Here is a 19,311-nt window from a genome sequence, read left to right as displayed (position 1 = left end):
ACTCAATTGGTGAAATGAGGAGGCCCGATGTCCGATCGGCAGACGGCGGCGAAGCGCCCGGTGAGTGCACTGCTCACGGGCCCGTACGGTCACCCGTTCCATCCGGTCCTGGTCACGATTCCGATCGGGGCCTGGGTGGCGAGCTTCGTCTTCGACATCGGGTCCCGCGCGGCGTCGGACGCGTCGTACCTGGTCCGCTCCTCGGAGTGGCTGATCGTCATCGGCATCGTCGGCGCGCTGGCGGCCGCGAGCGTCGGGCTGCTGGACTTCTTCACCCTTCCGAGCGGCACACGAGCGTTCCGGACCGGGCTGATCCACCTCACGTTGAACGTCGCCATCACCCTGGCGTACGCGGCAAACGCCTGGTGGCGTCACGGCGAGGAGGACCAGGTCGCGATCGGGCCGGTCGTGCTGTCGGGCGTCAGTTTGGTGGCCTTGGGAATCTCTGGCTACCTCGGGGGCAAGCTGGCGTTCCGGTACGGCGTCCGGGTCGCGGAGGAGCAGGACCAGGCGGAAGGTTTCGAACCGAGGAGCTGACATGGCTATCGCCGCATTGATCACCTGGCTGATCACCGCGCTCGGGGGCTTCTATCTGCTCTACACCTGGATCAGCAACGGCGGTCCACGCAAGCCGAGCGCGAGCCGGTTCCCGCCGGCCCTGATCTTCGGCCACTTCGCCCTGGCCGCGGCCGGTCTGGTGGTGTGGATCTTCTACGTGATCGTGGACAACGACGCACTGGCGTGGACCGCGTTCGTTCTTCTCGTGCCGGTGGCGGCACTGGGCTTCACCATGCTGGCCCGGTGGTTGCCCACGTATCGCTCCCGCACATCCGCCGGCTCCGTGGCGACCAGCACCGATGCTCCGGAACGGCACTTCCCCGTCGCAGTCGTGGGTGGCCACGGCCTGTTCGCGGTCACGACCGTTGTTCTGGTCCTGTTGACCGCGCTAGAGGTCGGTGGAAGCTGACGTCAACTCGCCTACCGGCAACTCGGCGCCGATGACGTTGGTCGCCGGTGCCAGCGGGCAGGTCCATTCCGGGCTGTAGGCGCAGGACGGGTTGTACGCGAAATTCAGGTCGACGACGAACTCGTCAAGGTCCCCGCCGAGGTCCGCGCCTTTCACCGTGTCGATCAGATAGCGGCCTCCGCCGTACGTCGACGTACCGGCCAGCGCGTCCTTCACCGGGACGAACAGGCCGCCGCCGTACGACTCCAGCCACCACACGTCCAGGTCACCCACCGGCAACTGCAGTACGCCGACGCGCGAGAACGGGATCACGCCGTCGGTCGCGGACTGGAACTCCCAGCTGAACGGCTTCACGTCCGTCTCGATCGTCGCCTCGAAACGGAAGTCCGTGCGGTACGGTGCGACGGGCGCGCCGGCGTACGTCGCGCGCTGTTCCGGCGGGACCGGTGAGGCGGGGTGGTTCGCCAGCAGCTCGTTGCGGCCGGCTTGCCACTGGGCGTGGGCGGTGGCTGGATCGTTCTCGGCGCGGATGTCCCGGTAGAGCGCGAAGACCTGTCGTCGCCAGTCGGCGACGGCCAGCGCGGGTGCCCCGAAGTTCCGTTGGTTCACAGCGTCTCCTGTCAGCTCTTCAGCGCTTCGGCGGATTTCGCCCAGTTGTCGTGCAGGCGGTCGACGTACGACTGCGCCTGCGAACCGGCCTTGCGGCCGCGGGCGAAGATCCGCATGTTGCCGCCGCCGGCGTTGTAGCCGAGGGCAAGCAACTCGTCCTTGGTGTAGAGATCGGCACGCTTGCTCGGCAGCCGTTTCGCGAGGTCGTGCAGGTGCCAGGCCGCGGCCTGGATCGCCAGCGCGGGGTTGTCGGGCAGCTCCTCCCACTTCCGCTTCGCGAAGTCCCGGCCGCGTTTGGTCTCGTCGAACGCGGGCTTGTGCATGTTCGCGATCCCGAACGCCGGATCGGAGTCCACCTCCGCCCACTGCCGCTCGAACTTCGGATCATGCGGCTTGTACGACTCGTTGTACAAGATTGCCATCAGCAACTGCGGGTTGATCCCAGCCTGCTTCGCGTACCGCCGTACGTCGGACGCGAAGTGCGCCGGATCGTAGTCGTCGTACCACGGCTTCGTGCTCGTCGCTGTGGGCTTCGTCGGCGGTTTCGTCGTGGATGGTTTGGTGGCAGTCGAGTGCTTCGGGGTCGACGCCGGCTTGTCGGCGTTGTCGTTGTTGTCGTCCGAGCAGGCCGCCCACACCCCCGCCACCAGCACCCCGACCGCGACCCACGCCCATCGCTTCGCCACCTGCACTCCTCAAACCTACAGCTCAGCGCCACGCGTGCAGCGGTCCGCAATCGGGTACTGCGAGACCGTGCCCGAACTGCCCGATGTCGAAGGCTTCCGGCGGGTCCTCGCCGACCACGCCGTCGGTCGCCGGATCCGTGGGGTCGACGTCCTCGATGCCGGCGTACTGCGCGGCGTGACCGGGCCGGAGCTGCACCGAGCACTGGCCGGCCACCAGTTCCGTCCACCATGGCGGCACGGCAAGCACCTCGTCGTACCGCTCACGCCGTCCCGCCGGCAGGCCGCAGTCCTGCTGCATTTCGGGATGACAGGCTCATTGCACTGGGCGACGGATGCGGACCGGCACCGTTTCGACCGGGTCGTGTTCCGCTTCGCGCAGGGAGAACTGCGTCTTCGCGACATGCGGAAGCTGCACGGCCTGCGCTACGCACCTGACCAAGCAGCGATCGAGCGCGTGCTCGACAAGCTCGGTCCCGACGCGGCCGACCTGACCGCGCCTGAGCTCCGCGATCGCGTCGCCGATCGTCGCGGGCAGGTGAAGCCGGCACTGATGGATCAATCCGTCGTCGCCGGCCTGGGCAACCTGCTCGTCGACGAGATCCTCTGGAGAGCCCGGATCAACCCGCGCCGGGCCTGCACCCAACTGGATGCCGCCGACATCCGCCGCTTGCACGCGAGGATGCGGACCGTTCTGCGGCAGTCCGTCCGCGCGGGCCGGGTGCCGCCGCGTCCGACGTGGCTGACCGGCCGGCGCGACGATCCGTCGGGTTCCTGTCCGCGATGTGGTACGACGCTTTCGCATGCCCGCGTCGGCGGCCGCGGTACGACGTGGTGCCGGCTCTGCCAGGCGCGCTGAGCGGAGCGCACGTTCGGAAAGCGCTTGCTACGGTGGTGGAGTGATCTACGAGCTGAACCATGTCGGCGGCCGGGTGCAGGATCTCGAGGCGAGCTTGTCGTTCTACGGCAGGCTCGGGGCGGAGGTGGTCGACCGGTTGTTCATGCCCGGTCCGCGCGTCCACCGGGTCCACATCCAGCTCGCGACCGGGCTGGTCGAGCTGCTTCACCACGAGCAGCCCGACCCGCAGGCGACGTACGGGCTGAACCACATCGGCTTCATGACCGACGACCTCGACGGCGACTACGCCCGGCTGATGGCCCTCGGGTACGCCGAGCTCTCGTCGCCCCGCGTGGCCGGGAGCGGGCAGGGCCGGCTCGCATTTCTGTCCGACCCGAACGGCGTCCGCGTCGAACTGCTCCAGCGCTCGGAAGAGTTCCGCGTCCCGCCGATCACGACGGGCCCGGTGCTCGGCTTCGCGCACGTGGCGGTCGCGGCACCCGACCTCGAGGCAGCGGCCGAGTTCTACGGCACCCACCTCGGCATGGAACGCGTATCCGACGACACCTTCCGCCTGGGCCCCGACACCCTCAAGCTCGCACCACCACCAGCCGCCACCATCGCCCACCTGGCCTTCACCACCGCGGCCCCCGCCGCCGACACCCAAGACCCCGACGGCACCCCAGTCACCTTCGTCGCCGCCTGACTCCCGAACCACGATCCGGGGACACGGGATAGGCCATGGGGAGTCGGGACCTGCTATTGCCTGTCTCCAGTGACCGGGGACTATCTCCAGTTGAGGTCCTAGCCTGGGGGCGTGTTCGACTACGACGGCGAGATGCGGTTCTTGCAGGGGCGGTTTCGGGGCGCCTGGGGGCTGCGCGACGGGGATCGGGTGCTTGATGTCGGGTGTGGGGGCGGGCAGACGACGCGGGAGGCGGCTGCGGATGCTGGGCGGGGGCATGTGGTCGGGGTGGATGTTTCCGAGCGGATGCTCGAGCAGGCGCGACGGCGTACGGCGGAGGAACGCATCAGCTATCTCCTCGCGGACGCGGCGACGTACGACTTCGGGGAGGGGTCGTTCGACGTGTGCATCAGCCGGTTCGGGGTGATGTTCTTCGACGATCCGGTGGGTGCGTTCGCGAACTTGCGGCGGGCGTTGCGACCTGGTGGCCGGCTCGTCGCGATGGTCTGGCAGGCGCGAGCGGAGAACGAATGGGCACAGGCGATCCCAACGACGATCGGCGGGGACGCGACGGCGCGGGACGATTCGCCGTTCTCGCTCGGGGATCCGGACGTCGCGCGGCGCATCCTCACGGCTGCGGGCTTCGGCGAGGTGACGTTTGCCGCGGTGCGTGAACAGCTGTACTACGGTCCCGACGTCGAGACGGCGTACGAGAACCTGCTCCAGCTCCGCGAACCGCTGGCACTGCTAGCGGAGCTGTCCCCGGCCGACGCCGAGCGCGCTCGGGCCGACTTGCGTGCAATGCTCGCGGCGCACGACCGCGGTGACGGCATCCTGTTCGACTCCGCCGCCTGGATCGTCACCGCGAAGTGACCGGCGTCACATTTCACGGATGTCGTATCCGCCGCGACCCGGACGACGCTCAGGCACAAGCACCACACACCACTTGACCAAGGAGCACCAGATGCGTTCCCTCATCACCACCGCGTTCATCTCTCTCGACGGCGTCGTGGACTCGCCCGGCGGCGAGGCGGGCTACCGCAACGCGGGCTGGACCTTCAAGGACATCGCGTTCGAGGAGGCGGCGTACGCGCTCAAGGGCGAAGAGCAGGCCGAGGCCACCGCGCTTCTGCTCGGCCGGGTCAGCTACCAGGCGTTCTCGCCGGTCTGGCCGGGGATGACCGTGGAGTTCGCCGGCTACAACGCGATGCCGAAGTACGTCGTCTCGACCACCCTCCAGGACAGCGACCTGGTGTCGAACTGGGGCGAGACCACCATCCTCCGCTCCCTCGACGACGTCGCCGCGCTGAAGGAGACCGAGGGCGGCCCGATCATCATCAACGGCAGCGCGACCCTCAACCGCAACCTGTCGGACGCGGGCCTGATCGACCAGTACAACCTGCTCGTCTTCCCCGTCCTGCTCGGCGCCGGCAAGCGGCTCTTCAGTGACGCCGACCGCGACAAGCTCAACCTCACCCTCACCTCGAGCGAGTCCTACTCCAACGGCATCCAGAAGCTCGTGTACGCCGTGCAGCACTGACCGCTGTACTACCGTTCGGGCATGGGTGCACGCGATGTCCGTTGACGTGCTGGCTCTTGCTCGGGCGCGGCTGGGATTCCAGACACTGCGAGTGGGACAAGAGGACGCCGTACGGGGTGTGGTCGGCGGGCGGGACGTCCTCGCGGTGCTGGCCACCGGAACCGGGAAGACAGCGATCTATCAGTTGGCCGGGCTGGCGCTCGGCGGGGTGACCGTGGTGGTGAGTCCGCTCGTGGCGTTGCAGCGCGATCAGTTGCGGGCGTTGCGTCCGGCCGGCGTCGAGGTTGCGGAGCTCAACGCGACCGACCACGCCGGCCGCCGCGCCGCCCGTGACTTGTTGACGAACGACCGGCCCGGATTCGTCCTGCTGTCCCCCGAGCAACTCACGCATCCCGACGTACTCGAACTGCTCGCCGCGTCCCGGCCGACGCTGGTGGCCGTCGACGAGGCGCATCTGGTCAGCGAGTGGGGTGAGGACTTCCGGCCCGACTACCTCCGTCTCGCCGCCGCGGTCCGGGCGATGGGACGACCGCCGATCCTCGCGCTCACGGCGACGGCCGCGCCGCCGGTGCGCAAGGAGATCGTGCATCGCCTGGAGATGAACGACCCGGCTGTCGTCGTCGGCGGGTTCGACCGCCCGAACCTCAACCTCGCCGTGTTCACGTTCGCCGACGACGACACCAAGAACCGCCGGCTGCTCAGCCACGTCCGGTCGTCGCGTGGCCCGGGCATCGTGTACGTCGGCACGCATCGCCACGCGGAGGACCTCGCGCACGAACTGAACACGGCCGGCGTCGCTGCCCAGGCGTACCACGCGGGCCTGCCCGCGAAACAACGCCGCGAGGTGCAGGACACCTTCCTGGACGGCGAGTGCCGCGTCGTCGTCGCGACGATCGCGTTCGGGATGGGCATCGACAAGCCGGACATCCGCTGGGTGAGCCACGTCGAGGCGCCGTCGTCGGTGGACGCGTACTACCAGGAGATCGGCCGCGCCGGCCGCGACGGCGAACCGGCCGACATCGAGCTGTTCTTCCGGCATGCCGACCTGGGGCTGAACCGCTTCTTCGCGTCCGGCGGCGTCACCGACGCCGACCTGCTCGCGGTAGCCACCGCAATCCGCGAACACCATCCGAAGGACATCGCCGCGCTGACCTCTGCTTCCGGCCTCGGCACGGCCCGGGTCGAGCGCGCGCTGGGCCGGCTGACCGACGCCCGGGTCGTTGCTGTCGGCCATCAGTTCCACCTGGCCCGCGGAGTCGACGTCGACCGGGCCGTCGCCGCGGCGTCGGCCGTCGAGCACGATCGTCGCGAGGTCGCGAGATCCCGGGTCGAGATGATGGCTGCGTACGCGGAGTACGGCGGTTGCCGGCGCGAGTGGCTGCTCAGCTACTTCGGCGAACGGTACGACGGCCCGTGCGGCAACTGCGACAACGATCTCGCCGGCCGTACCGCGGCGCCACCCGAGGACCAGCCGTTCCCAGTCGGCAGCCGGGTCGTCCATCGCGCGTTCGGCCCCGGTCTGGTCGAGCACTACGACGGCACCACGATGACGGTCCTGTTCGATCGCGTCGGCTACAAGGAACTCCGTACGGCGTTCATGGTCCACAACCAACTCCTGCAAGCCGAGGTCGCTCCATGAGTATCGACGTACGCCCTGCCAGTGTCTTCGAGGATGTGCGGGCGGTGATCGGGCCGAAGTCGCCGACGTCCAACGTGTGCTTCTGCCTGAGCTATCGGATCCCGTCCAAGCTCAACAACTCGCTGCGCGGCCCGGCGCGAGCTGCCTACGTCGAGGAACTCTGTCAGGCGACGCCCGCGCCCGGCGTGCTCGCATACGACGGTGACACGCCGGTCGGATGGGCCGCGATCGCGCCGCGCGCGGAGACGACGTTCGCCCGGAACCGGAAGATCCCGCACGTGGACGAGCTGCCGGTGTGGTCGTTGTGGTGCATCCGGGTGCGCCCGGGGCACCGCGGCCAGGGGATTTCGCACGCGCTGATCGCCGGCGCCGTGGAGTTCGCGCGCGAGAACGGGGCGCCGGTCGTCGAGGCCTATCCGCTCGACAACGGCGACAGCAAGGTCGATCTCACGATGGCGTACGCCGGGATCCGCAAGAACTTCGAGCACGCCGGCTTCACGAAGGCCGCCGACACCACGTCGACCCTCGCCGGGCATCCCCGCATCCTCATGCGTCTCGATCTCCGCTGAGCCAGCGCGCGGCCGCCTGGTACGTGTCGTCGGGCCTGGAGTTGAACGCGATGGCCGCGCCTGGGGCATGCTGCCGCGTCAGGTTGACGATCCGTTCGAACAGCCCGAGCTGCTCCTCGTTCTTCCGGATCCCGCCGCCGATCACAACGCACTCCCACGGCTGTGCCGCAAGCGCCGCGCTCACCACCGCCTCGATGTCGTCGCTGCCGTCCAGCCCGACAAGGCACGTCTGTGCGCCGACGCCGTGCGCGGCGAAGTCCGCCATCCCGACCTGAATCCCGGTCGCGACCGGCTCCGGATCCCACGGCCCGGGAACCCGGTACGGGTCGAGACCGATCACCAGCACCCGCGCGTCGCCGTCCATGCTCGCGACCCTACTACTCGGACGTGGTCGGCTAGGTGAGGTCGAAGGACAGCAGGGTGATGCTGTGAGGTGGGAAGTCGTAGCTCGCGTCGGTCAGTTCGACGGTGCCCAGGTCGCGCAAACTGACTGTGTCCGGCGCGGTCAGGCTGTTGGATGCGAGTACGTCGTCCGCGGTCAGTTGTTTCGCCGCAGCCCGTGTCGGCAGGGCTTCTCGACTCGCGTCGAGGTTCAGGCCGGCGCGGATCGCGGTGTCGCGGTGGCGGTTGATGACGGCGATGCGAAGCGAGTCGCCGTCGGCCGTCTGGGTCGCGGAGACGTCCAGATCCGGGACGGTCGCCGGATAGGTGCGGAACTCGCCGTGGTGGTCGCGCTCGTCGCCCTGCCGCACGGCGGTCAATGTTCCGGGCGACCGTACGTCGGCCGCGAGTGCGATCGGGCCAAGGTGGTTCTGGTACAGGTCCCAGACGTGGTACGTCGCCGCGCGCACGGCACCGCCGGGACGGGCAACGATCACGCCGTTCGCGTTCAGCAGGTTCACCGTGTTCGCCATCGCGACCGGGACCTCGCGGCCGCCGGCGCGGTGCAGCGCGTGGAAGACGCCGGCGTAGAAGAGCGCGTCGGCGAGCGTTCTCGGACTCCACCGGTTCACGCGGTGGGCCGGACGGGTCGCTAGGCCGTCGACTTCACGGGCGACCGTCCCGCCGTCGTCGGACGGCTGCGGCTCCGGCCAGGTGGTGGGCTCGACGTGCCTGATGTTCCATTCGTCCAGGACCAGCGCCAGCGGGCGGTCGCCTGCGATCCCACCGACCAGGTCCGAGTACTCGACGATCTGCTGCTCGAAGTAGAGCGACTGGGCGACGATCGCGGCGTACTCCGCGTCGCCGTCGATCAGTTGGGTCGTCGCGCCGTACAAGTGGAACGAGAGGTAGTCGATCTGGTTGCCAACGGCCCCTAGTACGGTCTCGGTCCAGCCGTCGCGGTCGTCGGTCTTTCCGACCGCGATGAACTTGAGTGACGGGTCGACAGCTCGCATGAAGCGGGCATGCTCGGCCGCGTCGGCGGCGTACGCGGCGGCGCTGCGGTGGCCCATCTGCCAGTCGCCGTACACCTCGTTGCCGAGTCCCCAGTACTTCACGCCGTACGGCGCCGGATGGCCGTTGCGCGCCCGCCGCCGGGTGTACTCGGTGTCGCCGCCGTAGTTGGTGTACTCGACCCAACGGACCGCCTCCTCGACATCGCGGCAGCTGTGCGCGAGGTACGGCTCAGTCCCGACCTCGGCGCACCACGCGAGGAACTCGTCGGTCCCGAAGTGGTTGCTCTCCTCCGATCCCCAGGCCAGCTCGAGTCGCCGCGGCCGGGAGTTGCGCGGTCCGACGCCGTCTTCCCAGTGGTACGCCGACGTGAAGTTGCCGCCCGGCCAACGGACCACCGGGAGACCGAGTTCCCGGCAGAGCTCGATCACGTCTCTCCGCAGACCGTTCCGCGCAAGCGCACTGTCGCCGCCGTACGCGAGCGGTGAGCCTTCGTCGAAGACGCCGCCCTCGATATTGCCGAAGAACGCGGACTCCAGGAAGTGCCCGTAGATCATCGGGTCGATGGAGTGCCGCCGGTCCCGGCGGATGTCGATCGTCGCGGCGGGAGTCACCGGCGGGAGGCCTCCTGGTCGAGAGCGGTCGTGAGGACGAGGGCGATGCCGCCGCGGGCGGCAGCGTCGGGGCCGAGTGCTGCGCGGGTGACTCGTACCGTGCGGTGGACCTGGGTGTGGGTGTGCCGGCGGAGCGCGGCCTGCAGTGGTTTGAACAGGTGGTCGCCGGTCTCGGTCAGTTCGCCGCCGATCACGACGACTTCCGGGTTGACGGTGTTGCAGGCCGCGGCCAGAACCTCGCCGACGCGCCTGCCGGCGTCCGTCACCAGGTCGCGGGCCTTCTGGTCGCGGGCTTCGAGGATGTCGTTGCATTGCGCTTGCAGGGTCGTCAGCGACACGTAGCGCTCGAGACAGCCGCGGCCGCCGCAGGGACAGGCCGGTCCGTCGCGGTCCACAGTGATGTGCCCGAGCTCCCCCGCCGCGCCACCGGCGCCCGCGAACAGCCGTCCACCGAGCACGAGTCCGCCGCCGACGCCGTACGACAGCCGCAGATACAACGCGCTGCCGACGCCCGCCGCTGCGCCCCACACCGCCTCCGCCAGCGCTGCTAGCCGCGTGTTGTTGTCCACGTGAACAGGTACGCCGAACCGCGCCGAAACGGTCTCGCGCACCAGCTCCGCCCGCTCTGAGCGCGCATCGGCCGCCACCGGGCCGACGATGCCGACGCCGACGCCGGCGAGCGCGGTCAACGAGATTCCGTGGCTGGTGGTCAGGTCGTCGACCAGGTCCAGCGCGAGCTGCACGCGGCGCGCCCACGACGTACGTTCCGCGCAGGCGACCGCGCCCGAGGCGACGAACTCGTGCGCGACGTTCGAGATCGTCACCTGGATCCGGCGCTGCCCGAGATCGATCCCCAGGGCGAGTCCACCGGCCGGATTCAACGTCAGGGCCGAAACCGGCCGCCCCCGCCCGCGAAGTTCAGCGCCGGCCGGATCTTCGCCGCGGCGCTCGGTCAGCGCCTGCTTGCTCAGGAGGGTCTGCACGATCGACGAGAGCGTCGCGCGGGAAAGGTTCGTCTGTTCCGCGAGCTGGGCGCGGGTCAGCGGACCGCGGGTGCGCAGGGCGGACAGCACCCGTTCCTCGTGTGTCTCCCGGAGCTGCCGGAGCGGTCCGGACGATTCCCTGCCCACGGGACCTGACTGTGACCGCCGCATCAGCTTTTTGTCAACATTCCAGATTTAATACACTGATCCGCATGCGGCCGAACGTTCTGCTCCTCTGCACCGACCAGCAGCGGTTCTCCGCGCTCGGTGCCTCCGGCAACGACGAGATCGAGACCCCGAACCTCGACCGGCTCGCCGCGCAGGGCGTGCTGTTCGAGAACTGCTACGTGCAGAACCCGGTCTGCGGCCCGTCCCGCGCCAGCTTGATGACCAGCCGGTACGTGCACCAGCACGGCCTCTGGGCGAACGGCGTCGGACTGCCGGACCACGAGCGCCTGTTCAGCAAGGACCTCGCCGACGCCGGGTACGACTGCGGCCTGGTCGGCAAGTTCCACCTCAACGCATGCTTGGGCGGCCGTTCCGAGAAGCGGAACGACGACGGTTTCCGCGTCTTCCGCTGGGCCCACGACCCGTACCCGGGCTCGTCGGAGAACGAGTACCACCGCTGGCTGCACACCCTCCGCCCTGACCTGACCGGCACCGAGGTCGACTACGACACGTTGCCCGCCGAGATCCACTACAGCCATTGGATCGGCGAGCAGACGATCGACTTCCTCACCCACTCCCGTGATCGCGAGAAGCCGTTCCTCTTCGTCGCCAACTTCTTCGACCCGCACCACGGCTTCGGCGCCCCGGAAGACTACGTACGCCGCTACCGGGACAAGGAACTCAGCCGCCCACTCCCCGACGACCTCATCGGCAAACCGTCGATCCAGACCGAGGCGTCCCACGAGTCGTACGCCGGTCACGCGCGCGGCTTCACGTCGTACAGCCCGGAAGAGCTCCAAGAGGTCAAGGCGGCGTACTACGCGATGGTGACGCTCGTCGACGAGGAGGTCGGCCGGATCCTCGACGCACTCGACGCCGAAGGCCTCAGCGACGACACCCTCGTTATCTTCACCAGCGACCACGGCGAGATGCTCGGCGACCATCAGCTGATGCTCAAGGGGCCGATGATGTACGACGAGGCCGTCCGCGTCCCGCTCATCCTCCGCTGGCCCTCGACGATCCCGGCCGGCACTCGCAACACCGAGCTCGTCCAGTGGATCGACCTCGGCGCCACGATCCTCACCGCCGCCGGACTGCAGCCCCTCGGCGAGGGAAAGGATCTGCTGCCGCTGGCCACCAATCGCGCAACGGGTCGCGGCTGGGCGCTGAGCGAGTACCGCAACAGCGGTCACCCGTACGCGACCCCGGTCCACCTCACGATGCTCCGGCGCGACCATTGGAAGCTCATCGTCCAGCACGGCTCCCCCGCCACCGACAGGGAGCGGACCGGCGAGCTGTACGACCTCGCCGCCGACCCGAACGAGCTGCAGAACCTTTGGGAAGACCCGCAGCACCGAGACATCCGCACCGAGCTCCAGGAGTTCCTCCTCGACGTCCTCGTCGCCACCGAGGACCGCAGCCAGGAACGCGTCGCGGACTGGTGAGAAATTCGTTGGCGGACACTTCGAGCGGGCGAGTACGGTACCGGCGGACGTGACTTCACGCGAGGAGGTGGGACCCATGAACGCTGTATCTCGACGGGTGCTCCCTCTCTCCGTCACGGCAGGGCGATCGGACTAGGTGTCGCCAGGAGCGCCGCAACCAGGCACTCCTGAAAGGGCACCACCATGACTGATCTGCACTTCCTCAGCACCACCACCACGAACGGCGTCCTCGAACGCGAGTTCACCCTCGGCGACGACATCCACGGCATGCTCTGGTCACCGCCCGCCCAGACCGCCCCGCTCATCCTGCTGGGGCACGGCGGCGGACGCGACGCGAAGGCGCTCCCGATGGTCGGCCGCGCCCAGCGCCTCGTCGCGGAAGGCTTCCACGCCGTCGCGATCGACGCGCCCGGTCACGGCGAGCGGCCGCGTACGGCGCTCGACGACCAGCAGATCGCCGCGATGCAGGAGGCGATGAGCACCGGCGTACCGGTCGGACCGATCGTCGTCCCGTACAACCTGCATCTCGCCGAGCGCGCCGTACCCGAATGGCAGGCAACCCTCGACGCGCTCGAGCGACTGCCCGAGATCGACGGCCCGTTCGGGTACTTCGGGCTCAACATGGGCACCGCGATCGGCGTACCGCTGACTGCCGCCGATCCCCGGATCGCAGCCGCGGTGTTCGGTATCTTCTGGTACGACGGGACGCTCGCCGAGCATGCCCGCCGGATCAAGGTGCCGGTCGAGTTCCTGCTGCAGTGGGACGATCAGCACATCCCGCGCGATTCCGGGCTGGCGTTGTTCGACGCGTTCGCGGCGACTGAGAAGTCCCTGCACGCGAACGCGGGCGCGCACAAGGAGGTCCCGCGGTTCGAGGTCGAGAGCATGGTGCGGTTCTTCAACCGCCACCTGCGCTAGGACGTGCTGAAGCGCTGTTCGACGGTGTCGAGGAATCCTTCGACCCGCCGGTACGTCTCGGAGCTGTAGACGCCGATGCTGCGTTCGGTCCCGAGGGCTTCGCGCATCGCGTCGAGGTAGCGGCGCTGCAGGATCTCCATCTGCTCGCGCGTGTCCGCCTTGGTCTCCCGGAGCTGCCGGCTCCCGGAGACCAGGCGCGGCACGATCCGGTCCTTCAGCGTGCTGACCACGACCGGATCGAGAGGCTGACCGTCGACGGTCTGCTCCTCGAGCGGGCCGACCGCGTCGATCGCGGCCTCGCCGATCTGCCGCATCAGCGCTTGCACCGAGTCGCGCTTGTCCTCGCTGCTCTCCGGACGGAACCGCATCTTCGCGATCACCGCGGGCAGCGAGATCCCGAACAGCACCAGCGTGATCAGCGCGACGACGAACGCCGCGAGCACGACCGTGTCGCGATGCGGCGTACCGGCCGGAATCGTCTGGGCGGCCGCGACCGTCACGACGCCGCGCATCCCGGCCCAGGCGAGCACCAGCAGGCCGCGGCCGGTGATCGGTTCGCGCTCCTCGAAATCCGCGTCCGCCCGGCCGCGCGCGAGCCGTTTGCGCGCCCAAGCGACCCGGTTCTCCTCGCGCGCACCGGCCGGCTCCATTGAGTCCAGGTGCTCCTCGAACTGGTCCAGCTGGGCCCTCACCTGCTCGGTTCGGTTGTCCCGGCCGAACCGGCTCTGCAGCCAGGGCCAGGCCAGGCCGAGGAAACGCAGGACGACCAGCAGGCCGACCACCAGCAGGACGAGCCCGGTGAGTTCGCCGATCGTCGTCTCCGCGCGGGCGTCGTCGACGAGCTCCGGCAACTGGTACCCCATCGCGAGGAAGACGCCGCTCTCCAAGATGAAGCTGATCGTCGTCCAGGTGGTCGCCTGCGTCTGCCGGTCGCGCGCACTGAACTTCCGGCTGCCGAGCGCTCCGGTCAGCAGGCCGGCGAGCACCACGGCGAGTACGCCGGACGCGTGCGCCTCCTCGGCCGGGAAGTACGCGAGGAACGGTACGGCGAACGAGATCGTCGTGTTGAGCACCGGGTCGTCCAGACGCTGCCGCAGTACGACGGTCAGTAGGCCGACCGCTACCCCGATCAAGATCGCGCCCACGACCGCCCAGGCGAAATCGAGCGCCGTGTGGCCGAGGCTGAAGTGGGTGGTGACTGCCAGCGCGGCAACCGCCGTACGCAGGACGACGAGTGCCGAGGCGTCGTTGACGAGGCTCTCGCCTTCGAGCACGATCATCAGTCGGGGTGGGAGCCCGACGCGGTGCCCGATCGCGGTCGCCGCGACCGCGTCGGTCGGGCTCACGACCGCACCGAGTGCGGTGGCGAGCGCGAACGAGATACTCGGGAAGATTGCGTGGACAAGTGCCCCGATCACCAGCGCGGACACGATCACCATCACGATCGACAACCACGAGATCAGCCCGAAGTTCCGCCGTACGTCGAGAACCGGGAGTTGCACCGCCGATGCGTAGAGCAGCGGCGGCAGGATGCCCGCGAGAATGATCTCGGGCTCGATGTGGATGGCCGGCGTACTCGGCAGGTAGCTGGCCCCGATGCCCAGGGCAACGAGCAGCAGCGGCGCGGCGACGCCGGTCCGGCGTGCGAACACCGACGCCGCGATCATGATCGCGAGGCCGGCACCGGCGATCAGAACGATCTGATGGTCCACGTGACAGCACTCTAGGGCCGACTCCCGGTGGGCCCGGGTAATGACCAGGGATTCTCACTGGTGTCACGGGGGCGCCGAGGCCGCACAGTGGAGGTCAGTGAACGAGTTGAATCCTCTGGAGGAAGTCATGAGCACCGACCTGAAGCTGGAAGCCGTCGTCGTCCCGGTCGCGGATGCCGATCGGTCGAAGGAGTTCTACAGCGGCCTCGGCTGGCGGCTGGACGCGGACTTCGCGTTCGACAACGGGTTCCGGGTCGTGCAGTTCACCCCGCCGGGCTCCCCCGCCTCGGTCCAGTTCGGTACGAAGATCACCTCGGCCGAGCCGGGGACTGCGCAAGGGCTCTACCTGGTCGTGACTGATGTGGAGGCGGCGCGGTCGGAACTGCTGGCGCAGGGTGCCAAGCTCAGCGAGGTCTTCCACCCGGCTGCTCCCGGCGCGCAGTTCGAGGCGGGCGACACCAGCGGCCGGGTGACCGGGCCGGCGGACGAGCGGTCGAGCTACGGGTCGTTCGCGACCTTCAGTGACCCCGACGGGAACACCTGGCTGCTGCAGGAGGTCACCAAGCGGCTGCCCGGGCGCGTCGACGACGCGACGTACACCTCCGTCGACGACCTCGAGGCGGCCCTCCGGCGCGCCGCGGCCGCCCACGGCGAGCACGAGGCCCGCACCGGCCAGGCCGACGAGAACTGGCCGACCTGGTACGCCACGTACATGCTCGCCGAGCGCACCGGAGCCGAACTCCCTCAGTAACCGAATTGTCCGTGGGCGCGGCTAGCGTGCCGATCATGAACCGGATCGATCGGCTGTATGCGCTCGCCGAGGAGTTGCGGGCGGCGGGTCCTCGGGGGCGTACGGCGCGACAGTTGGCGGCGCGTTTCGAGGTGAGCGTACGGACCATCGAGCGTGATCTCAGTGCTCTCGGGCAGGCCGGCGTACCGCTGGCGACGAAACAGGGACGCACTGGTGGGTACTCGGTGGACCGGTCGATGAGCCTCCCGCCGCTGAACTTCACCGCGCGGGAGGCGATGGCGGTCGCGGTGGCGTTGAGCCGCGGCAACCATGTGCTGTTCGCACGCGACGCCCGGACCGCGCTGCAGAAGATCGTGGCCGCGATGCCGCAGCGGGATCTCGACGAGGCGCGTACGGCGGCGGCGAAGGTGCGGCTCCTGGTGCGGCCGGTGCCGGATCCGGACGGGGAGATCGCGGAGCAGATCTGGCGCGCGGTGCGCGACAACCAGGTGCTGCGGATCGAGTACACCGATGTCGGCGGTGTCGGGACCGAGCGGGAGGTCGAGCCGCAGCATGTCGTCGTCGGGCCGAACGGCTCCTACCTGACCGCCTGGTGTCACCTGCGTCAGGAGGACCGGGTGTTCCGGATGGATCGGATCACCCGCGCCGAACGCACCGCGACACCGCTGTCACGGCCGCTGGCGACCGGGGATCTGGAGGTCGACGGTTACGAAACCAAACTGCCGCACGCCGCGCTGCGTCCCGAAGATCTTTTCCCAACTCCGACATAGGGCTGTCGCGAACCGCTGAAACCGTGGGGTCCGTTGCACACCTGAAGTCCACGGATGAAAGAGAGAGATCGATGAGTACTCCGGCCCCCGGCACGCTGGCCTGGTTCGAGGTCGCGACCGACGACCCCGAGACCACCCAGAAGTTCTACGGCAGCCTGTTCGACTGGACCTTCGAGTCCGACGGCGCCCTGGCCGCCACCGGCCTCGAGTACCGCAACATCAAGGCCTCCGGCGCCGACCGGCCGATGGGCGGCATCTTCGGCACCAACGGGCAACTGCCGAACCACGCGGTGTTCTACATCCTGGTCGCCGACATCGAAGCCACCTGCGCCGACGCCGAACAGCTCGGCGGCACCGTGATCAACAAGCGCCTCGACGCCACCCCGGCGTTCGCCTACCTCCGCGACCCGTCCGGCAACCAGTTCGGCGTCTTCACCCCACCCGCCGCGTGACCCGACCCACCCACCGCGCGTCGCCAAACCTCTCCAGCTAGCCGGACAGTTGCCAGGTCAGGTGATCGGACGGGCGCGGCCGGTACGAGCACGTCGTGCCGGTGCGGATGGCGTCGCGGAGGTGGGTGGCCAGGGGCGGGTCCAGCGATTCGATGCGGGCGATGGCGGTGGCGATCGCTTTGGTGGCGGCTACCCGGGCGCGTTCGGCGGTGGAGCCGGTCGCGCGCGGGCGGCCTGCGAGACCGACGGCCGAGGTGAGTTCGGCGAGGAGGGCTTCGCGTTCCGCGGTGAGGGACTCGACGCGCGCCAGGTCGCCCCAGTCGGCGGCCTCGGCAAGTTCGGCGGCGAGGTCGGACAGTCGCTGCCGGTACGCCGTGGCCGCCTGACGGTCGAGCTGCGGACCGGTGTCCGGCTGAATCACCGTGGCTGTGCCGTCGGTGACGAGGTCGATCGCCGACACCGCCCGGCCCGGCTGAGCCAGAAGCCGGTGCAGGTACTCGAAGCCGCGGAGCGCCCGCAGCGGGCGAGCCTCCGACCCGATCAACCACAGCCCGTCGCCAACCGGCCGGAAATGGACGACGGTCTCGGTAGATGCCGGCGTGGTCGGGTCGGATGCGAACTGCAGGCGGTTCTGCCACCACGTCGCGTCGAGGCGGCGGTAGGTCGCCAGGGCTCTTGCTCGTAGCTGGTCCGCGCGGGCATGGTCGCCCGTGAAGGCGGCGGCTCGGGCCAGGGAGTCGTCGGTGACGCCGTGGAAGTAGACGGCTCCGGCATTCAGCACGGCCCGGTTCTCGTACGGCGTGAGCAGGCGGGCCGCCGTACCGACGATCTGCTCGTCGCCGACCGCGAGTGCGGCCTCGAGTACGCAGTGCAGGTTCAGGAGGTAGTTCACGTCCCGGGGCAGCGACTCCAGCACGTCCGGGCCGAGCTGTTCGAGCAGGGCTCGGGCGCGATCGTGACGACCGAGCAGGGCCCAGATCGACGCGGCTTCGGAGGCGACCTCCACGACTCCCTCGGAGCGTGCGAACCGCTCCATCAGCTCCGCGACCTCGGCAACGGCCTCGACCTCGCCGGCGTGCAGAGCGGTATACCCACGCATCGAGCCCGTCACCATCCAGGCATCGGCGAGTCCGGCCTCCGTGGCAGCACCTTCTGCGACCTCGATCAGCTCACTGGCGTCGACGCCGCGGACGTGGTCGTACATCCACCGCCGGGATGCCGCGAAGAACCGGGCTCTGGGCGACTCTGCTGCGAGCAACTCCAAGGCACGCAACTGGCGCTGGATCACCGGCACTCGCAGGGTCTCCCAGCCGACCTGCAAGCTCCAGAGATGGCCGCGGAGCCGCGCCTCGGGATCGAGTACGTGAGCCGACACCTCGTCCAACCGCGCGGCTGTCAGCTCCCGAAGCGTCAGCTCGTCCGGTCCCCAGTGAGCCGCGAGCACCGCATCCAGACAGTCCGCGATGAGCTCCGGGTCGCCGGCCTGCTCCGCATGCGCCAACGCCTCGTCCGCGAACGACGCGGCCCGGTCCGCGTGCCCGCCGTACGCCCAGCAGCGGGCCAGCGCCGCGGCGACCCGGGCACGACCGGCGTCGTCGGTCGTCCGCACGAGTACGTCGTACAGTTCGGCCGCGAGCCGCCCCGGCTCGGTGCCGAAGACGTGCCCCGCCGCGGCATCGAGAACCACCCGGGTCCGCGCCGCCAGCTCGGTCTCCCGCCGGCTCGTCACACCATCACGGTACGGCGTTCACGACCGGATCAGCGTCACCTCGGCGGCGTGCTCGGCCTGCCTCGCCTCGTCCCAGTCTCCGGTGCAGTAGACCCGCAACTCCGTGATCTCACCGGCATCGTCGACGTCGGCAGTGAGCTGTTCGCGGCAGTACCAGTTCTGTCCCTCGTGCCGCCACCGCTCCTCGAACGCCATCACGAACCCGCTCTCGGTCCGATCGACACGCTCGACCCGGACCACGCCCGGGTACGGATGCCACCGACGCCGGCCCGCGATCGTCGCGGCGCCGGTGGCGAACTGCACCCGCCAGTGCGGCAGGCTCACGTCGGCGAAGCAGTCCGCCGCGAACGTCCGGTCCGGCGCCACGCCGGTCTCGAGCCACTCCACCACCCGCGCCACCGACAGGTCGACCTCGGTGGCGACAGTCCTCATGCCCGCTCCAGGTTCGCCCCGACGACAGCCATCGTCTTGTCCAGTTCCGCTGTCGGACTGAACTCCACGATGCTCGTCCCCGCCGTGAGCAGCGGGAGATGGCCCGGTCCGGCGTAGTAGGCGTCGCCGGCCCGGAACGTCTCGCTGTGGTCGTCCCAGCGGAAGGTGATCTCCCCCGCCGTGACCACGCCCCAGTGCGGGCACTGGCAGCGGTCGTCGGGCAGTCCGGCGAAGTACGGCGCCGGGTCCACATCACGGGGATAGCTCTCGAACGCAACGGTGTAGTCGCCCACCGCGGCGTACCTTCCGGTCAACTCGGGAATCTCGACCGCCACCGGCGTGGCAGCCAGGTTCGCACTCGGCATGGTGTCCTCCTCCACTCGTTCAACTTCGCTGGACACCCGTACGGCGT

General features: G+C 69.2%; 22 protein-coding genes. 13 read left to right on the top strand and 9 right to left on the bottom strand.

What is annotated here, in order from left to right; translation table 11 throughout:
* Nucleotides 1-27: 27 nt before the first annotated feature.
* Both EV647_RS33005 and EV647_RS33000 read left to right on the top strand, forming a co-directional pair.
* Entirely contained in the window at nucleotides 28-537 is a 510-nt protein-coding gene (locus EV647_RS33005) for a DUF2231 domain-containing protein (RefSeq protein ID WP_134009957.1), read from the top strand.
* 1 nt (nucleotide 538) lies between these two features.
* Nucleotides 539-967 carry a hypothetical protein gene (locus EV647_RS33000; protein ID WP_134009955.1) on the top strand — a complete coding sequence of 143 codons (429 nt, stop codon included), beginning with the start codon at nucleotides 539-541 and terminating at the stop codon, nucleotides 965-967.
* On the opposite strand, the gene EV647_RS32995 is transcribed toward EV647_RS33000, so the two are convergent.
* Both EV647_RS32995 and EV647_RS32990 read right to left on the bottom strand, forming a co-directional pair.
* On the bottom strand, nucleotides 947-1,576 hold the full coding sequence (locus EV647_RS32995) for a DUF1684 domain-containing protein (protein WP_202876383.1): 630 nt from the start codon (nucleotides 1,574-1,576) through the stop codon (nucleotides 947-949). The genes EV647_RS33000 and EV647_RS32995 overlap by 21 nt on opposite strands.
* 11 nt (nucleotides 1,577-1,587) lie before the next feature.
* On the bottom strand, nucleotides 1,588-2,262 hold the full coding sequence (locus EV647_RS32990) for a transglycosylase SLT domain-containing protein (protein ID WP_134009953.1): 675 nt from the start codon (nucleotides 2,260-2,262) through the stop codon (nucleotides 1,588-1,590).
* Between the two features lie 34 nt (nucleotides 2,263-2,296).
* Between EV647_RS32990 and EV647_RS32985 the strand changes: the two genes are divergently transcribed.
* From EV647_RS32985 to EV647_RS32960, 6 genes are all read left to right on the top strand, one after another.
* Entirely contained in the window at nucleotides 2,297-3,118 is an 822-nt protein-coding gene (locus EV647_RS32985; RefSeq protein WP_238177508.1) for an Fpg/Nei family DNA glycosylase, read from the top strand.
* Between the two features lie 40 nt (nucleotides 3,119-3,158).
* On the top strand, nucleotides 3,159-3,803 hold the full coding sequence (locus tag EV647_RS32980; protein ID WP_166680482.1) for a VOC family protein: 645 nt from the start codon (nucleotides 3,159-3,161) through the stop codon (nucleotides 3,801-3,803).
* A gap of 111 nt (nucleotides 3,804-3,914) precedes the next feature.
* Entirely contained in the window at nucleotides 3,915-4,655 is a 741-nt protein-coding gene (locus tag EV647_RS32975; protein WP_202876382.1) for a class I SAM-dependent methyltransferase, read from the top strand.
* Between the two features lie 91 nt (nucleotides 4,656-4,746).
* Nucleotides 4,747-5,322: a dihydrofolate reductase family protein gene (locus EV647_RS32970; protein ID WP_134009949.1), complete on the top strand. Its 576-nt coding sequence runs from the start codon at nucleotides 4,747-4,749 to the stop codon at nucleotides 5,320-5,322.
* 34 nt (nucleotides 5,323-5,356) lie between these two features.
* Nucleotides 5,357-6,961 (top strand): ATP-dependent DNA helicase RecQ, encoded by a 1,605-nt coding sequence (locus EV647_RS32965; protein ID WP_134009947.1) that lies wholly within the window; start codon nucleotides 5,357-5,359, stop codon nucleotides 6,959-6,961.
* Entirely contained in the window at nucleotides 6,958-7,530 is a 573-nt protein-coding gene (locus tag EV647_RS32960) for a GNAT family N-acetyltransferase (protein ID WP_134009945.1), read from the top strand. The genes EV647_RS32965 and EV647_RS32960 overlap by 4 nt, the downstream gene beginning before the upstream one ends.
* Here EV647_RS32960 and EV647_RS32955 read toward each other — a convergent pair.
* The 3 genes from EV647_RS32955 to EV647_RS32945 are packed head-to-tail and all read right to left on the bottom strand — an operon-like array spanning nucleotide 7,508 to nucleotide 10,669.
* Nucleotides 7,508-7,894, bottom strand: coding sequence for a hypothetical protein (locus EV647_RS32955; RefSeq protein WP_134009943.1), 387 nt, complete (start codon nucleotides 7,892-7,894; stop codon nucleotides 7,508-7,510). The genes EV647_RS32960 and EV647_RS32955 overlap by 23 nt on opposite strands.
* A 31-nt stretch (nucleotides 7,895-7,925) precedes the next feature.
* On the bottom strand, nucleotides 7,926-9,539 hold the full coding sequence (locus EV647_RS32950; protein ID WP_238177507.1) for an alpha-L-arabinofuranosidase C-terminal domain-containing protein: 1,614 nt from the start codon (nucleotides 9,537-9,539) through the stop codon (nucleotides 7,926-7,928).
* Nucleotides 9,536-10,669 (bottom strand): ROK family transcriptional regulator, encoded by a 1,134-nt coding sequence (locus tag EV647_RS32945; RefSeq protein ID WP_202876381.1) that lies wholly within the window; start codon nucleotides 10,667-10,669, stop codon nucleotides 9,536-9,538. The genes EV647_RS32950 and EV647_RS32945 overlap by 4 nt, the downstream gene beginning before the upstream one ends.
* Nucleotides 10,670-10,734: 65 nt before the next feature.
* On the opposite strand from EV647_RS32945, the gene EV647_RS32940 reads away from it, so the two are divergent.
* Entirely contained in the window at nucleotides 10,735-12,135 is a 1,401-nt protein-coding gene (locus tag EV647_RS32940) for a sulfatase (RefSeq protein ID WP_134009939.1), read from the top strand.
* 183 nt (nucleotides 12,136-12,318) lie between these two features.
* Nucleotides 12,319-13,053 (top strand): dienelactone hydrolase family protein, encoded by a 735-nt coding sequence (locus EV647_RS32935; RefSeq protein ID WP_134009937.1) that lies wholly within the window; start codon nucleotides 12,319-12,321, stop codon nucleotides 13,051-13,053.
* Here EV647_RS32935 and EV647_RS32930 read toward each other — a convergent pair.
* Nucleotides 13,050-14,765, bottom strand: coding sequence for a sodium:proton antiporter (locus tag EV647_RS32930; RefSeq protein WP_134009935.1), 1,716 nt, complete (start codon nucleotides 14,763-14,765; stop codon nucleotides 13,050-13,052). The two genes, EV647_RS32935 and EV647_RS32930, sit on opposite strands and share 4 nt — an antisense overlap.
* A gap of 127 nt (nucleotides 14,766-14,892) precedes the next feature.
* On the opposite strand from EV647_RS32930, the gene EV647_RS32925 reads away from it, so the two are divergent.
* The 3 genes from EV647_RS32925 (at nucleotide 14,893) to EV647_RS32915 (ending at nucleotide 16,738) form a co-directional block, all read left to right on the top strand.
* Nucleotides 14,893-15,516: a VOC family protein gene (locus EV647_RS32925; RefSeq protein ID WP_134009933.1), complete on the top strand. Its 624-nt coding sequence runs from the start codon at nucleotides 14,893-14,895 to the stop codon at nucleotides 15,514-15,516.
* A gap of 35 nt (nucleotides 15,517-15,551) precedes the next feature.
* Nucleotides 15,552-16,286, top strand: a complete 735-nt coding sequence (locus EV647_RS32920; protein ID WP_134009931.1) for a YafY family protein — start codon at nucleotides 15,552-15,554, stop codon at nucleotides 16,284-16,286.
* A 71-nt stretch (nucleotides 16,287-16,357) separates the two neighbouring features.
* Entirely contained in the window at nucleotides 16,358-16,738 is a 381-nt protein-coding gene (locus EV647_RS32915; RefSeq protein ID WP_134009929.1) for a VOC family protein, read from the top strand.
* A gap of 37 nt (nucleotides 16,739-16,775) precedes the next feature.
* Here EV647_RS32915 and EV647_RS32910 read toward each other — a convergent pair whose 3' ends face one another.
* Genes EV647_RS32910 through EV647_RS32900 form a run of 3 tightly spaced genes read right to left on the bottom strand, consistent with a single transcriptional unit; the run spans nucleotide 16,776 to nucleotide 19,264 of the window.
* On the bottom strand, nucleotides 16,776-18,467 hold the full coding sequence (locus tag EV647_RS32910; protein WP_134009928.1) for a hypothetical protein: 1,692 nt from the start codon (nucleotides 18,465-18,467) through the stop codon (nucleotides 16,776-16,778).
* An 18-nt stretch (nucleotides 18,468-18,485) separates the two neighbouring features.
* Complete coding sequence (locus EV647_RS32905) at nucleotides 18,486-18,899, bottom strand: hypothetical protein (RefSeq protein ID WP_134009926.1); 414 nt, start codon at nucleotides 18,897-18,899, stop codon at nucleotides 18,486-18,488.
* The gene (locus EV647_RS32900) at nucleotides 18,896-19,264 is read right to left on the bottom strand and encodes a cupin domain-containing protein (RefSeq protein ID WP_133789233.1); all 369 of its coding nucleotides are present in this window, start codon (nucleotides 19,262-19,264) and stop codon (nucleotides 18,896-18,898) included. Before EV647_RS32900 ends, EV647_RS32905 begins: the two co-directional genes overlap by 4 nt.
* Nucleotides 19,265-19,311: the final 47 nt, after the last annotated feature.

The organism is Kribbella sp. VKM Ac-2566, assembly GCF_004366005.1.
In the GTDB taxonomy this organism is placed as follows: Bacteria; Actinomycetota; Actinomycetes; order Propionibacteriales; family Kribbellaceae; genus Kribbella; species Kribbella pratensis.
The sequence above is the reverse complement of the archived record's forward strand: the minus strand, read 5'-3'. Positions and strand labels throughout refer to the sequence as shown.